16 protein-coding genes and 1 pseudogene are annotated in these 14,341 nt (G+C 35.5%); 8 read left to right on the forward strand and 9 right to left on the reverse strand.

What is annotated here, in order from left to right:
* Window positions 1-2 precede the first annotated feature (2 nt).
* Window positions 3-317: a cyclic-phosphate processing receiver domain-containing protein gene (locus tag WAX78_RS12610; RefSeq protein ID WP_336482614.1), complete on the forward strand. Its 315-nt coding sequence runs from the start codon at window positions 3-5 to the stop codon at window positions 315-317.
* Window positions 318-479: 162 nt separating this feature from the next.
* On the opposite strand, the gene WAX78_RS12615 is transcribed toward WAX78_RS12610, so the two are convergent.
* From WAX78_RS12615 to phaQ, 7 genes and pseudogenes are all read right to left on the reverse strand, one after another.
* On the reverse strand, window positions 480-1,328 hold the full coding sequence (locus tag WAX78_RS12615; RefSeq protein WP_336482615.1) for a formate/nitrite transporter family protein: 849 nt from the start codon (window positions 1,326-1,328) through the stop codon (window positions 480-482).
* Between the two features lie 197 nt (window positions 1,329-1,525).
* Entirely contained in the window at window positions 1,526-2,329 is an 804-nt protein-coding gene (locus WAX78_RS12620) for a TerC family protein (RefSeq protein WP_336482616.1), read from the reverse strand.
* A 375-nt stretch (window positions 2,330-2,704) separates the two neighbouring features.
* Window positions 2,705-3,007: pseudogene (locus WAX78_RS12625) on the reverse strand (potassium transporter TrkG); the annotation flags it as partial.
* Window positions 3,008-3,130: 123 nt separating this feature from the next.
* Entirely contained in the window at window positions 3,131-3,316 is a 186-nt protein-coding gene (locus WAX78_RS12630; protein ID WP_020061915.1) for an alpha/beta-type small acid-soluble spore protein, read from the reverse strand.
* A gap of 137 nt (window positions 3,317-3,453) precedes the next feature.
* The gene (locus tag WAX78_RS12635; protein WP_336482618.1) at window positions 3,454-3,897 is read right to left on the reverse strand and encodes a MaoC family dehydratase; all 444 of its coding nucleotides are present in this window, start codon (window positions 3,895-3,897) and stop codon (window positions 3,454-3,456) included.
* Window positions 3,898-3,998: 101 nt separating this feature from the next.
* Window positions 3,999-4,523, reverse strand: coding sequence for a polyhydroxyalkanoic acid inclusion protein PhaP (phaP, locus tag WAX78_RS12640; RefSeq protein WP_336482619.1), 525 nt, complete (start codon window positions 4,521-4,523; stop codon window positions 3,999-4,001).
* A gap of 43 nt (window positions 4,524-4,566) precedes the next feature.
* The gene (gene phaQ, locus WAX78_RS12645; RefSeq protein ID WP_336482620.1) at window positions 4,567-5,016 is read right to left on the reverse strand and encodes a poly-beta-hydroxybutyrate-responsive repressor; all 450 of its coding nucleotides are present in this window, start codon (window positions 5,014-5,016) and stop codon (window positions 4,567-4,569) included.
* Between the two features lie 195 nt (window positions 5,017-5,211).
* Between phaQ and phaR the strand changes: the two genes are divergently transcribed.
* From phaR to WAX78_RS12670, 5 genes are all read left to right on the forward strand, one after another.
* Window positions 5,212-5,679 (forward strand): polyhydroxyalkanoic acid synthase subunit PhaR, encoded by a 468-nt coding sequence (gene phaR, locus WAX78_RS12650; protein WP_336482621.1) that lies wholly within the window; start codon window positions 5,212-5,214, stop codon window positions 5,677-5,679.
* A 152-nt stretch (window positions 5,680-5,831) separates the two neighbouring features.
* Window positions 5,832-6,575: an acetoacetyl-CoA reductase gene (gene phbB / locus WAX78_RS12655; RefSeq protein WP_098310903.1), complete on the forward strand. Its 744-nt coding sequence runs from the start codon at window positions 5,832-5,834 to the stop codon at window positions 6,573-6,575.
* A gap of 82 nt (window positions 6,576-6,657) precedes the next feature.
* On the forward strand, window positions 6,658-7,743 hold the full coding sequence (gene phaC / locus WAX78_RS12660) for a class III poly(R)-hydroxyalkanoic acid synthase subunit PhaC (RefSeq protein ID WP_336482622.1): 1,086 nt from the start codon (window positions 6,658-6,660) through the stop codon (window positions 7,741-7,743).
* A gap of 201 nt (window positions 7,744-7,944) precedes the next feature.
* A complete protein-coding gene (locus WAX78_RS12665; RefSeq protein WP_336482623.1) occupies window positions 7,945-9,147 on the forward strand; it encodes an NAD(P)/FAD-dependent oxidoreductase in 1,203 nt (400 codons plus the stop codon).
* A gap of 12 nt (window positions 9,148-9,159) precedes the next feature.
* On the forward strand, window positions 9,160-10,509 hold the full coding sequence (locus WAX78_RS12670) for a TrkH family potassium uptake protein (RefSeq protein ID WP_336482624.1): 1,350 nt from the start codon (window positions 9,160-9,162) through the stop codon (window positions 10,507-10,509).
* Between the two features lie 42 nt (window positions 10,510-10,551).
* Here the strand turns inward: WAX78_RS12670 and WAX78_RS12675 are convergent, their stop codons facing one another.
* Complete coding sequence (locus WAX78_RS12675) at window positions 10,552-10,887, reverse strand: DUF3905 domain-containing protein (RefSeq protein WP_336482625.1); 336 nt, start codon at window positions 10,885-10,887, stop codon at window positions 10,552-10,554.
* Between the two features lie 176 nt (window positions 10,888-11,063).
* On the opposite strand from WAX78_RS12675, the gene WAX78_RS12680 reads away from it, so the two are divergent.
* Window positions 11,064-11,216 (forward strand): hypothetical protein, encoded by a 153-nt coding sequence (locus tag WAX78_RS12680; protein ID WP_176524721.1) that lies wholly within the window; start codon window positions 11,064-11,066, stop codon window positions 11,214-11,216.
* Between the two features lie 383 nt (window positions 11,217-11,599).
* Window positions 11,600-12,382 (forward strand): DeoR/GlpR family DNA-binding transcription regulator, encoded by a 783-nt coding sequence (locus WAX78_RS12685; protein WP_336482626.1) that lies wholly within the window; start codon window positions 11,600-11,602, stop codon window positions 12,380-12,382.
* Window positions 12,383-12,430: 48 nt separating this feature from the next.
* Here WAX78_RS12685 and WAX78_RS12690 read toward each other — a convergent pair whose 3' ends face one another.
* Complete coding sequence (locus tag WAX78_RS12690; protein ID WP_336482627.1) at window positions 12,431-14,182, reverse strand: B12-binding domain-containing radical SAM protein; 1,752 nt, start codon at window positions 14,180-14,182, stop codon at window positions 12,431-12,433.
* Between the last annotated feature and the right edge of the window lie 159 nt (window positions 14,183-14,341).

Consider the following 14,341-nt stretch of genomic DNA (forward strand, 5'->3'; position numbering starts at 1 on the left):
AAATGAATGTATATATGGATGATCAAAGACCTTGCCCAGCAGGTTTTATGTTAGCGACAACGGTCGAACAGACGCTGGAGCTCATTCGGAATAATAAAGTACATACGTTATCGCTTGATTATAATATGGGATTGCGGCAGAGAAATGGGTTGTATTTTATAGATGCCTTTTGTAAGGAAGGATTACATGTCAAGGAAATTCATCTTCATACAAATGATACGATAGGACAATATTATATGTTAAATCGGATACAAAAAGGAAAGGTGTCCGGAGAAATTTCTTCATCTATTATAATCAAATGTGTTGGAAGTTATTAAAAAATCTGCATTCCAAATTTCTTGGAATGCAGATTTTTGATGCTATCCCGCCCAAACGGTCGATAAGAAGTAAGGCAAGGAAGAGAGTCAAACCGTCTGTAAGGGTCCGATTGGTTCAACTAACCTTCTGGGAAAAAGACGCTCCCAGAAGGAAGTTTCACTTTATTTTACATGCGCTGGCAATGGAATAATTTCTTCAGTTTGTTCAGAAGCGATTTCTGGTTTTGTAGATTTTGTTTCACTTTTTGTTTTAGTCAAATAATGATAAACCATACCAACAAATACAGATCCACCAACTATGTTACCGATTGTAACTGGAATTAAGTTATGAATTGCACCCGCAAAAGAAACTGTATCAGGATGTGGAACAAGTAAGGCAATTGAAAATATTGATAGATTTGCGATGCTATGTTCATATCCTGACAAGAAGAAAGTAAATACAGTAAATAATATCATAAGTATTTTAGCTGTATCTCCTTTTACTTGAGATGGAAGGAAACATGCAAGACAAACAAGCCAGTTACATAAAATAGCTTTGAAAAATAAGTGCATTGTTGATGCGCCCATCTTTATTGTGGCAACTTCATTTAATAAGTGATTGTGACTTATTGTTTCAAAAATACCAGTTGCATAAAAGAGTAATGCGAAAAATACTGCCCCTACTAAGTTACCTACATAACAAGCACCCCAGTTACGCAATGTATCACCAATTGTTGTCTCTTTTCGCAAAGTTGCGACTGTGAAATACATTGTATTTCCTGTAAATAATTCAGCTCCACCATATATAATTAAAATAAGTGCAATTCCAAAAAACATAGAGAATGCTAAATATGTTGCGGGTGAGTGTGCATCATGAAAGAAATTTCCTAATTTAAAACATAGTACAATAACAAAGCCCATATAGATACCAGCTAGCGCTGCTCGAAGAAAATATTGCATTGGATTGTTATTTAACATTTTAGTTTTTTTCTTTGCAAGCTGTACTAGGTAATCTACTCCTTGTTCTAGCATAAATCATTACGCTCCTTCAATACATCGATTATAAATACTCTTTATATGGATAAGGTACACGTATTTGTTCTTACTTTCAATAAGTTTGTTCAATGTTTCACAAAAAGGACATTATTTTTGAGAAACATTGAACAATGTATTCTTCAAAAATTGAGAAACTTCACCTATTTTTGAAGAAAAAAGAAAAAGCGCTGAAATTACAGCGCTTTTTCGTTATATTTTTTCGAACCTTGTTGTACATTTGGTGTTGTTTCTTTTGATAAGAACCAACCACCTGCACCAATTGCAAGCAATACAATCCAAAATGTAATTTTCCAAGTAGCTGATTCTGGGAATCCATGTGGAATCACGCCTAATGCGGGATGAGCTAACGTATGAACTGCTAATTTCACACCAACCCAGCCTACAATCATAAATGCAGCAGTTTCCAACCCAGGTTTACGTTTCAGTAAGTTTACGAAAGCAGATGCAGCAAAGCGCATAATGATTAATCCAATCATACCACCTGCGAAAATAACGAAAAACTGTGCTGTATCGAGGCTACCAATCGTACCAAGATTTGTTTCCGGTAATGTCACAGCTAATGCAACAGCTGCTAAAATAGAGTCAACAGCAAACGCAATATCAGCAACCTCTACTTTAAATACAGTTAACCAAAAGTTTTCTTGTTTTTTCGTCGTTACTTCTTCAGTGTTTTCTGAAGGTGTATTCTTCTTCACATAAGTTTTTACAAGATGGTTACCAGCAATAAACATTAAATAGACAGCACCAATCGCTTGTACTTGCCATACATCGACAAGAAATGAAATCATAAACAGCGATCCGAAGCGAAATACAAAGGCTCCTGCAAGCCCATAAAATAAAGCTTTTTTACGTTTTTCTTCCGGTAAATGCTTTACCATAATTGCAAGGACAAGCGCGTTATCTGCTGCTAAAATTCCCTCCAAAACAACTAAAATAAGTAATACCCAACCATACTCCAATAATAAAGATAGATCCATTTACATTCTCCTCCCGTTTGTATATGTGCTAAACAAAAGAAGAAAATTCCCCATTGTTTAGCTTCCCCAAATAAGCTCTATCAACGGAGAAGGAATTTAGAAAAGAATGCAAAAAAGACCTCTGCCGTTGATAGGCAAAGGTCTTGCTAGACATATGTAATAAGATATGCCAACAAAGCCGGAGGAACACAGTTCCACGTAATGACGACTTTGTTTCAGAGAATATTTTCTCTGACGCTACTCCCCTTTGGAAATATGCTGTTACTTATAATATACGAGAGCTGTTAATGTTTGTCAACCCGTTAAAAGGTCTTCGTTCGGATATTTAATTTTTGTACGCTTTCTACGAGCAAAGGAAAAGGCGAATGTAAGAGGCCCTATTTTTCCAAAAAACATCATAAAAATAAGGATAGCAAAGCTCATAATTCCAAGCCCACCAACTTGGATAAGTGTTAAAATCACAAGTTGCCCAAATAAAGTAAATACAGTTCCTGTATCAACGACTCCTAATCCTGTCACTGTAAAGGCAGAGACTGTTGTAAACAATGCATCGATCCATGAAACGTGTGTTGTTGTGGCAATGGGAAGTTTTAATAAGCATGTTCCGATCATAGATAATATGACAAAAGATAATATAAGAACTTGTGGTGGGCTCAATTTGATGTTAGTCAGCTTCATGTTCCGACACCTTTCTATTCTTTTGCTGATGATAGTATGTGAAAGGAAAAAAGATTATATGTTGTGAAGATCAGAAAAGAAAAGAGGCAGAGAATATCTGCCTCAAATCCATTATTTATTTAATTATCCACGTAATTGTTGTTGTGCAAGAGAAACGAGACGTTTTGTTACTTCACCGCCAACAGATCCGTTAGAGCGAGAAGCTGTGTTAGAGCCTAAATTCACGCCAAATTCTTGAGCTATTTCATACTTAAATTGCTCTAGTGCTTGTTCAGCGCCAGGGACAAGTAGTTTATTTGTTTTTGCCATATGAGTTATACCCCTTTTTTTATTTTCAGCTTATGGTAGCTGATAATGTTATTGTATGTGTTCTGTTTTCACTCATACGCGGAAGTAATCGGTCATACTAACAGTTCTTGGATGAAATGAAAAAAAGAGTAGCAGTGCTACTCTTTTTTCAGGACAGTTGCTGTACCTTCAACAACAACTTTATCGTATTGATTATATACATTTGTTTGTAACGTGATGATTCTTTTGTCATCGCGTTTTTCAATTACTTCAGCGACAACACGTAGCGTATCTCCAATTTTTACAGGAGCACGGAATGCCATATTTTGAGATAAATAAATGGTATTTTTCCCTGGAAGCTTTGTTCCAAGTATTGTTGAAATAAAGCTAGATACAAGCATACCATGAGCAATGCGTTCTTTAAACATCGTTGTTTTTGCAAAAGAATCAAGTATATGAATGGGATTTACATCGCCGGTAAGTTTTGCGAAAGCAAGAATATCTTCGTCTGAAATCGTTTTTGTTAAAGAAGCCTGATCACCAATGTGAATCTCATCATAATAAAGCTCAGGGACAGATTCTGCTTCTTGAAAAAGATTCATTTCTTCCTCCTTCTTTTCCATGTTGAAAAATGGGAGCCATCCTGATGTAGTGGGAGAAAGAAAGAGACGAGTATTTTTTGCAGTAAGTTTCCACATTTTTCTTATTTCATGGAAGTAAATAGATTGTTTGAGTTTTCCTCGAACTTTTTTACGAGGTCTAGTTGCATGGATTTGAATTCTTCTAAAAAACTTTCCATTTGTTTTTGAACCTCTTGACGTTGTTGTTGTTGTTGGCTAATTAATTGTTTCACTGCTTCTTCGAATTGCTCACTTGTTTGTGAAAGTAAAGACAGAGATGCTTTTGTTGGAGACACAGTAAGTTGTTGCATATGGTTAGAAAGTTCATTCCATTTTTCTTGCCAGCCGTCAATTTGTTCATTAAAGGAATGCCCAGCAAATTGTTTTACATATTCGGTATATTGCGCGTTTGCTTGTGCTGAAAATTGATGGATTTCTTTTTCGATTTCTTCTGTACTTTCTGTTAATTTATGCAAAGCTTCCTGCTGATGTTTCAACGTTTCTAATGTAAGCTGTTCCATTTGTTTTCCCGCTGAAGAAAAAAGAGAAAGAGAGTGTGACCAATTTTTCCAGAATGCATCAACAAGTTCGTGTGGTTTCGTTTCCATGACTTGACCTCCAAATAAATTATTTACATATTGTGAACGCAGGTTAATCTGCTGTGTCACCAAAAGAGGACGAAGGTTTCTCATCCTTTGTTGGAACAGTGGAAAATGGGAAGAATGCATTTGTGTACAGGTTAAAAAACGTACGAAGCATTTTTTGATATTGTTCAAATGAAGTAGCGCAAGATGTTAAATATTCCTCTCCATATTCCGTTAAAGAATAAATCCGTTTTGCTGGACCTCCTTCACTGGTATCCCAAGTAGAAGATATGAGGTTTTCTTTTTCTAGTTTGCGTAAAGTCCTATATACATTGCCTTGATCAATAGAAGAAAAGCCAATATCCATTAGCATTTGAATGAGTTTGTAACCGTGAAGACTCCAGTCTTTAAGACAGAGAAGTAAGAATGGAACTAAGAAGTTTTTTGGCATGGAGTTTGGTTGTTTCGTTTGGTTTGGATCCAAACTTTCTTTTTTTTCTGGTTCATTTTGTAGCATGATTGTGCATCACCTCATGAATCAGTTAGATGGAATTTTTTTCTTATATGTGCAATTTACACCTATCTGTATTTTTTGTCAATGTATTTTTGGAAAATAAAAAATTAAATACACACTTGAACTTTTAGTCGGAATATTAGAAAATAATGAATAGATTGAATTGTTTCAATAACTAAATAAGGGAGTGTAGGAGAAGTGATTGAACAAAAACTCGATCCATTACAAGCTTGGAAAGAAGTTTACGAACAGACAGAAAAGTTTTGGGGAAAAACGCTCAATGAAACAGTCCAGACAGAAGAATATTCTGCGTGGATGGGAAGCGTTCTAGATTTGAATTTGTTTTATCAAAAGATGATGAATGATGCAACGAAGGGGTATTTAGAGAAAGTGAATATTCCAACGCAAGAAGATATTGCCAGAGTTGCTTCTCTTGTTATTAATTTAGAAAACAAAGTCGATAATATCGAGGAGTTTTTAGAAGAAAATACAGAGTCCCTTGGACAATCTCCTACAATAAAACGTGATGTCACAAAAGTGAAGCAAGATATTCGTACATTAGAAAATAAATTAGATAAAATTTTGGGGCTGTTAGAAAAACAAAATGAAGTATTAGAAAAGTTACAAGTACCAGCAGTACAAGCAAAAACAGATACTAAAAAATAATTTCGTTAAATATATATTCGTTCAGAAAGCGGAGGGGAGCACCTCTTTCTAGGGCGGTATATCATTTATAAATGTGTCTATTCATTGCGGTGTACGTCTAAGAAAAGCTCATCCATCATGTAGCCGCGAATTATAACAAAGGGGGAGCAAAAATGGCTCAATTACATGGAAAAGTAGCAATCGTAACAGGTGGAGCAAAGGGGATTGGAAAAGCGATTACAGTAGCACTAGCAGCAGAAGGTGCAAAAGTGGTGATTAACTACAATAGCAGTAAAGATGCTGCTGAGAACCTTGTGAATGAGCTAGCGAAAGAAGGACATGATGTATATGCTTGTCAAGCGGATGTTTCTAAATTAGAAGATGCAAAGCGTCTTGTAGAAGAAACAGTACAGCATTTTGGAAAAGTAGACATTTTAGTTAACAATGCTGGTATTACAAGAGATCGTACATTTAAAAAGTTAAACCGTGAAGATTGGGATCGCGTTATCGATGTGAATTTAAGCAGCGTATTCAATACAACAAGTGCTGCACTTCCGTACATAACAGAAGCTGAAGAAGGACGAATTATTAGTATTTCTTCTATTATTGGACAAGCTGGTGGATTTGGGCAGACGAACTATTCAGCTGCAAAAGCTGGTATGATTGGGTTTACAAAATCTTTAGCTTTAGAGTATGCAAGAACGAATGTAACAGTAAATGCAATTTGCCCAGGGTTTATCGATACGGAAATGGTAGCAGAAGTTCCGGAAAACGTTCGTGAGCAAATCGTAGCGAAAATTCCGAAGAAACGTTTTGGTCAAGCAGATGAAATTGCAAAAGGTGTTGTATATTTATGCCGCGATGGTGCATACATTACAGGACAGCAATTAAATATTAACGGCGGTTTATATATGTAATCTAACAACAAAGAAGTGCATGTCTATGATAGGTATGCACTTCTTTCTTTAGAAAAGAAATGAAAATAAAGGAGTTGTGAAAATGACAACATTAAGAGCGGAATGGGAAAAACAATTAGAGTTATATCCAGAGGAATATCAAAAAGCATATAAACGCTTTAGACGAGCAAGTGAAGTGTTACTTCGTGAACCAGAGCCACAAGTAGGCTTAACACCGAAAGAGGTTATTTGGACGAAAAACAAAACGAAGTTATATCGTTACATTCCAAAACAAGAAAAAACACATTCTGTTCCTATTTTGTTAATTTATGCTCTTATTAATAAGCCGTATATTATGGATTTAACGCCAGGGAATAGTTTAGTGGAATACTTAGTAGACCGTGGCTTTGATGTATATATGCTGGACTGGGGAACATTTGGTTTAGAAGATAGTCATTTGAAATTTGATGATTTTGTTCTTGATTACATTGCAAAAGCTGTGAAAAAAGTATTGCGCACAGCAAATGCGGAAGAGATTTCTCTTCTTGGTTATTGCATGGGCGGAACCTTAACTTCTATTTACGCTGCGCTTCATCCGCATATGCCAATTCGTAATTTAATTTTCATGACGAGCCCATTTGACTTTTCGGATACGGGTTTATATGGACCATTATTAGATGAAAAATATTTTAATTTAGATAAAGCAGTTGATACATTTGGAAATATCCCTCCAGAAATGATTGACTTTGGAAATAAAATGTTGAAACCACTTTCGAATTTTGTAGGTCCGTACGTAGCGCTCCTTGATCGCTCAGAAAACGAACGGTTTGTAGAAAGTTGGAAATTAGTTCAAAAATGGGTTGCGGATGGAATTCCGTTTCCGGGAGAAGCATATCGTCAATGGATTCGTGAGTTCTACCAAAAGAATAAGTTAGTAAAAGGGGAACTTATCATTCGCGGCCAACAAGTGAAATTAGAAAATATTAAAGCAAATGTATTGAATATCTCTGCTCAACGTGATCATATTGCACTTCCATGTCAAGTGGAAGCATTGTTAGATCATATTTCTAGTGTAGATAAACAATATGTGTGTATTCCGACAGGGCATATGTCAATTGTATACGGAGGAACGGCAGTGAAACAAACATATCCGACAATTGGTAATTGGCTTGAAGAGCGTTCAAAGTAAAGCGAAACTAACTATTAGTGGGCGCTCTTTCTCGCTGATAGTTAGTTGAGTACGGGTGATTTTGCATTGAGAGAAGTGGAAAATACCACTTCTAAAGCATGATAGTAAAATCCAGCTAGTGAAAACTAGCTGGATTTTTTTATGGAAAATAACGAAAAATAATGGGATAAAGAAAGATAAACTTATTTTAGGAGAGATTTGATGGAACTGCTACTTGGAAAATTGTTTTGGGATGAAGGGATTTCTATACCTTGTTATGAAAATTTGGAAAATGATATGATATGTGATGTGCTTATTATTGGAAGTGGTCAAGGGGGGGCTCAACTTGCATATATGTTATCGGCAATTGGACTACATGTGGCAGTTGTAGATAAAGGAAAAGTTGCAAGCGGAAGTACGCTTGCGAATACAGGGTTGTTACAATACACTCAAGATAAATCATTAACTTCGTTTGTGCATACATTTGGTGAAGAAAAAGGAGTTCGAGCATATCGTTTATGTTATAATGCGCTGGATACTTTGGAGCAAGTAGTAACAAAACTCGATATAGATCCTGAATTTATTCGTAGAGGAAGCTTATATTATGCAAGTAATAAAGATGATGTTTCATTTCTAAGAAAAGAGTATGAAACCTTAAGATATTATGATTTTCCTGTTGAGTTTTTTACAGAAGAAGATATAACGAAACGTTATTCATTTACAAAACCAGCTGCTTTATACACAAGAGGAGATGCGGAAGTGAATCCGTATGTGTTAACACATGCTCTTATTCATACAGCGCAAAAGAATGGAGCGGCTATTTTTGAAGATACAGAGATTATTCATATTAAATCTGTTCATAAAGATACAATCTGTTATACTAAAAATGGAAAGAAAATTATATCTAAGGCTGTTATTATAGCTACAGGATACGAAACGCAACAGATAAAAAAAGAAGCAAATGCAACTTTGGCAACTTCTTATGCAATTGTCACAAATGAACAACCAAATTTTGAGGGATGGTACGAGCAGTCTTTAATTTGGGAAACTGCGCGTCCGTATTTATATTGCCGCACGTATAAGAATCGAATTATAATCGGTGGTCTAGATGAACCGAGTATGTTACAAAAATATGGTGACACACATCTACTACATAAAAGAAATCTTCTTGTTCAAATAACATCAAAATTATTTCCACAGTTGAAACACGTACAAGCAGAATATTATTGGGCAGCAATATTTGGAGGAACACATGATGGAATGCCCATTTTGAAAGAGGATGAATCAATTGCAAACCTCTATTATGCATTAAGTTATGGAGGGAATGGTACCGTTTATAGTATGGTATTTGCAAAAATATTTCAGGAATTATTTGCACATGGCAGTAGTTCGGATTTCGAAATATTTCGTCGTAAAAAAAGTTAAAGAAGTGATGGAATGAAAGCTATTAGGAAATTGCTACAACATTTAAGGCCGGTACAGCTTATCGTTTTATTTTATGGTATTGCTGTTATTGTGTCTGTTATATTATTAAGCATGCCATTTGTTATAAAGCCAGGGGTTAAGTGGACATTTATTGATGCTTTGTTTACATCTGTTAGTGCAGTAAGTGTAACCGGTTTATCCGTTGTATCGATTCCAGATACATTTACTACAGCGGGTATTGTTATATTAGCGCTTGTTTTACAATTAGGCGGGCTGGGTATTATGGCGCTTGGTACGTTTGTTTGGATGATCACAGGAAAGAAAATAGGCCTGCAGCAGCGGCGCTTAATTATGGCGGATCAAAATCAAGGAAATTTAGCTGGACTTGTTCATTTAATGCGCTCTATTTTAATATTGATTGTTTCAATTGAAGTAATTGGTGCACTGTTATTAGGAACAAGATTTTTAAATTACTTCCCTACTTGGAAGGAAGCTTATTTTCATGGCTTTTTTGCAGCTGTTAGTGCTACAACGAATGGCGGATTTGATTTGACGGGACAATCGCTTGTACCGTACCAAGAAGATTATATCGTACAAATTATTCATATGCTTCTTATTATTTTAGGGGCAATTGGTTTTCCAGTATTGATTGAAGTGAAGCAATATATAGGTAAAAAGAAACATGAATTATTTCGGTTTTCATTATTTACAAAACTCACAACGACAACGTTCTTTACTTTAGTGGTTGTTGGGACAATCGTTATTTTTCTGTTAGAGTGGAATCATTTTTTACATGGAAAATCATGGGATGAAATGTTGTTTTATACATTATTTCAATCTGTTACAACAAGAAGTGGCGGCTTAGCAACTTTGGATATTCAAGAATTTTCGCCTCCGACACTTTTCTTTATGAGTATATTAATGTTTATTGGAGCTTCCCCAAGCTCTGTCGGCGGTGGTATTCGTACTACGACATTTGCTGTTAGTATCCTTGTATTGTATACCTTTGCAAAAGGCGGTAAAAGTGTGCGAGTATTTGGGAGGCAATTACACGAAGATGATATTGTAAAAGCATTTGCTGTTACATTGATGGGTGCTTTGCTATGTGCCGTAGCACTATTTGTTTTATGTATAACGGAACCATTTCCATTAATGAACCTTGTTGTAGAAGTATGTTCAGCATTTGGCACAGTTGGTTTATCGACTGGAATAACACCGGAACTCACAACAACTGGAAAAATCGTATTGATTGCACTCATGTTTATCGGGCGGATTGGTATTTTAACGTTCATATTTGTAATTGGCGGAAAAGAGAGACCACCCCGATATAGGTATCCAAAAGAACGGATTATTGTTGGATAAGAAGAAGGATTGTATTTTATAAAATACAATCCTTTTTCTACGTTAATCGTTAATGCCAAACTGCGGATGCATAAAAGTGTCTTCGGAATCATTATTGTTCCTTTGCAGTAATTCCTGATTTTCTTCAGAAATCCAGCCGATATCATTTGTTGGATGTATCCATTGATCTCCGGCCATAATAGCAGGATCAATATCATCGCTCCAATAGTTCAGAGGGCTATTTTCTGAATTATATTGGCTATCACCAATAATTACGCCATACTCATTGGTGAATGGTGGTTGCATCGTGATGCCAGTTCCTTTAAAGGAAGGAAAATTCATTTGATGCGGAATTGTTTCATCAAGAATCGGAGAGTCGATTGGTTGGTTTCTCTTCACATTTACCGCTCCTTGTTTATGAAAGTGAAAGGCATATATACCTTCCTAATTTATAGCATTTCCTCACATTGCATATTCGCAACTTGTTAACAGTTACCATCTATAGAGTGGAGTTTCAATGTCCATATTAGTACTACAAGCATTGGTTTTATATAAAGAATTAAGGAGTGTTTCGTATGGTAAAACGAAAGGTGAGTCGTAACGCAGCTGCAAAGAACAATCAAACTCCAAAAGAAAGCTTGCCGGATGCGGAATTTGCAGTCGAGTACGAAAATGAAGATGTTGCAAAATATGCAAATCGCAACTCAAAAAAAGGAAAGAAAAATTGAGGCGTTTTTTATAAACGTCTCTTTTTTTGTGGGATTTTTTAATTGTTTGTAAATTTATTGTTATGTCGTAAGCGAGAAAAGGGAGAAAACATAGAAGTACCAACGTATTACACAAAAACAAACAACAAACAAAAGATTAATCTTTGTTTAATATAGTTTTTACACTTTACGTTTATATTGAAATTATACATATGAAAACAAAGAGAGGACAAAACATGAAGAAAAATTTTAACAAGAGGGATGGTCTTTTTCTTATTTATCCCGCTATTCGTGGGCAGTAAGACCTCTACCCCAAGATTGAGAGAGAAGCAAAGAAATTATATACATGAGTAAGTAGTATTGGTATAAGAGAAATATGACTTTGTATAATTGGAGGTGAAGTCATGTCTGTTGTCGGAGAAGAGCGTAAGCGAATCATTATTGAACAAGTAGAGTTAAAGGGAAAAGTAAAAGTTACAGAACTTGCAAAAGAATTTTCAGTATCTACAGAGACAATTCGTAGATATTTAGAAGACTTAGATCGTGAGAAGAAATTAAAGAAAGTATACGGGGGAGCAGTTGTTCTTCCTGTAACTGGAATAGAGCCTCCGATGCTAGAAAGAGAAATGTTGTGTATAACAGAAAAAAAACGTATCGGCTATAAAGCAGCAACTTTTGTAGAAGATGGCGATGTGATTGTTATTGATGACGGCAGTACACCGCTACAAATGGTGCCATATCTCGTTCATCGGAAAAATTTAACTGTTATTACGAGCTCATTTCCTGTTGCAACACAATTAATTTCTTCTATTAATAAAAAAATATTTGATGGTCAATTGTTGTTTATTGGTGGAAAAGTAACTCCCGAGCATTGCCGGGTATCAGGGTCTATTTCTCAGCAAGCCATTCAGCAATTTCACTTTGATAAAGCATTCATTTCAATTGATGGGCTTCTGCCTAATTTCGGAGTTTCAAGTTTTGAATTAGAGAAAGCGAAGTTATCAGAATCTATGATTCGGCAATCAGAAGAAACATTTATTTTATGTGATCATACGAAGCTGGGGATAAAAGGAAATTATCGCATTGCAGGATTTTCCGATATACATCATGTTATTTGTGACAAAAGAATGCCACATAGCTTTGAGGAAGAAGTAAAAAGAGTAGGTATCCGCTGGACTATTAGTTAGAATAACAGGGGCTTTCGATAGGAATGAAAGCTCCTGTTTTTTGTGAAATTATGCGCTTGTATTTGTTGCATATAATTCACATTGTGTCGTTTTCGGATTGTAGTAGGCAACAAGGATGGAAGGTCTTGAAATCATTTCACCATGCTTCATGTAAGAGTGGTAGTCAAATGGTATATGCTCTATAATGGTATGTTTATACAAATCTTTTTCTGCCAATTGAAGCGTAGCAAATTCGTCTCCTAGTATGTTCGGGCGTTCCATAATCATTTTGTAGTAGGAATTTACTTCCTCCTTTTTCTTTTGTTCCGTTATCCATGATTTACGAGGACGATATTTATGATTTTGTAAATAATCAACTGTCAATAAAGCCTTAATCGTATGAAGTTGTGTCGTTTCTCTTGATTGTAAAAATTGATACAGACGTTGGAATAAATCTTCTAGTTGGTGTCCAATTCGGCTCCATCCTTGTGTATCCCAATAAGTTCCAAATTCTTGGAAGAAATCAAAAGGTGTATCAAATGTATGAGATATGACATATGACACAGCGTTATCCATACGATGGGCATTCCAATATTTTTCTAATACATCTTCAACTTGTTTGATTCGAATAATTTCATCAAATGATAGGACATTATTTCCAAGCATTTCGTATGGTGCCTGATCCATGTATATATATTGATGATCATTTGCTCGAATTCGAAGGCCCGTACCACGCAACAGTTTTAAAAAGCCAAGTTGTAATTCTTCTGGTCTTAAAGCAAAGACATCATTAAATGTTTTTCTGAAGGAATGATAGTCTTCTTCTGGCAGTCCGGCAATTAAGTCTAAATGTTGTGCGATCTTTTGTCCATCACGAACCATTGTAACTGTTCTCGTCAGTTTTTCGAAGTTTTGACGTCGTTTTACAAGGTCGTTTGTTTGATCATTTGTAGATTGTACACCAACTTCAAATCGGAACAAACCAGCAGGGGCATGTGTGTTTAAAAATTCAATGACCTCAGGCCTCATAATATCGGCTGTAATTTCAAATTGAAATACGGTTCCAGGTACATGTTCATCAATTAAAAATTGAAACATCTCCATGGCATAGCTGCGGCTGATGTTAAAAGTACGATCGACGAATTTTATAATACGTGCACCATTCTTCATTAAGTAGCGAATATCCTCTTTAATACGTTCGCGATCAAAGTAACGAACGCCAACCTCAATAGAAGACAAACAAAATTGACAGCTAAACGGACAACCACGACTTGTCTCAATATAGGTAATGCGTTTACTTAAATGTGGAATATCTTCCGGAAAACGATATGGGGATGGTAATTCTTTTAAGTTTAGTTTCTCACGTTGCGGTTTTATTACATGGGTACCATCAGCTTTTATAAATCCGATACCGTCAAGCTTTTCAAATTGCTGTGCACTTTGTATTTCAAATAGAAGATTTTTTACAGCAATTTCTCCTTCACCAATAATAATAAAATCGATTTCAGGAACACGTTTTAGCCAATATGTCACATCATATGTAACTTCTGGACCGCCGACAAAAATGATAAGATTTGGATTAATCTTCTTGAGCATTTGAATGACTTCAAGTGTTTCTTCGATGTTCCAAATATAACAGCTAAATCCTATTACCTCAGGTTTACGCCTATGCAAATCAGTAACAATATTCATGACAGGATCGTTAATCGTATATTCAGCCATTTCTAAATCAAATTCAGGCTGGGCATATGCTTTGATATAACGAATTGCTAGATTTGTATGAATGTACTTTGCGTTTAACGTACTAATAACAACGTTCATATTTTTCCCCTCAACTTTAATTTAGAATTACATTGTTTAGTATAGGCATATATATGGAAAAAAAACAACATTCGCAAAATGTTGGCTATGTGCAAAAAAAAGGACACATTTTTTCTTGATCGTCATATAATTTACCAACAGAAAAAAAGTTGGTTATGG

This window comes from Bacillus yunxiaonensis, from assembly GCF_037104695.1.
Lineage (GTDB): Bacteria > Bacillota > Bacilli > Bacillales > Bacillaceae_G > Bacillus_A > Bacillus_A yunxiaonensis.

Excerpts from the sequence above, each read along its gene's own strand:
- WAX78_RS12610 (WP_336482614.1), top strand. The coding sequence starts at position 3 with ATGAATGTATATATGGATGATCAAAGACCTTGCCCAGCAGGTTTTATG.
- WAX78_RS12615 (WP_336482615.1), bottom strand. The coding sequence starts at position 1,328 with ATGCTAGAACAAGGAGTAGATTACCTAGTACAGCTTGCAAAGAAAAAA.
- WAX78_RS12620 (WP_336482616.1), bottom strand. The coding sequence starts at position 2,329 with ATGGATCTATCTTTATTATTGGAGTATGGTTGGGTATTACTTATTTTA.
- WAX78_RS12630 (WP_020061915.1), bottom strand. The coding sequence starts at position 3,316 with ATGGCAAAAACAAATAAACTACTTGTCCCTGGCGCTGAACAAGCACTA.
- WAX78_RS12635 (WP_336482618.1), bottom strand. The coding sequence starts at position 3,897 with ATGAATCTTTTTCAAGAAGCAGAATCTGTCCCTGAGCTTTATTATGAT.
- phaP (WP_336482619.1), bottom strand. The coding sequence starts at position 4,523 with ATGGAAACGAAACCACACGAACTTGTTGATGCATTCTGGAAAAATTGG.
- phaQ (WP_336482620.1), bottom strand. The coding sequence starts at position 5,016 with ATGCTACAAAATGAACCAGAAAAAAAAGAAAGTTTGGATCCAAACCAA.
- phbB (WP_098310903.1), top strand. The coding sequence starts at position 5,832 with ATGGCTCAATTACATGGAAAAGTAGCAATCGTAACAGGTGGAGCAAAG.
- phaC (WP_336482622.1), top strand. The coding sequence starts at position 6,658 with ATGACAACATTAAGAGCGGAATGGGAAAAACAATTAGAGTTATATCCA.
- WAX78_RS12665 (WP_336482623.1), top strand. The coding sequence starts at position 7,945 with ATGGAACTGCTACTTGGAAAATTGTTTTGGGATGAAGGGATTTCTATA.
- WAX78_RS12670 (WP_336482624.1), top strand. The coding sequence starts at position 9,160 with ATGAAAGCTATTAGGAAATTGCTACAACATTTAAGGCCGGTACAGCTT.
- WAX78_RS12680 (WP_176524721.1), top strand. The coding sequence starts at position 11,064 with ATGGTAAAACGAAAGGTGAGTCGTAACGCAGCTGCAAAGAACAATCAA.
- WAX78_RS12685 (WP_336482626.1), top strand. The coding sequence starts at position 11,600 with ATGTCTGTTGTCGGAGAAGAGCGTAAGCGAATCATTATTGAACAAGTA.
- WAX78_RS12690 (WP_336482627.1), bottom strand. The coding sequence starts at position 14,182 with ATGAACGTTGTTATTAGTACGTTAAACGCAAAGTACATTCATACAAAT.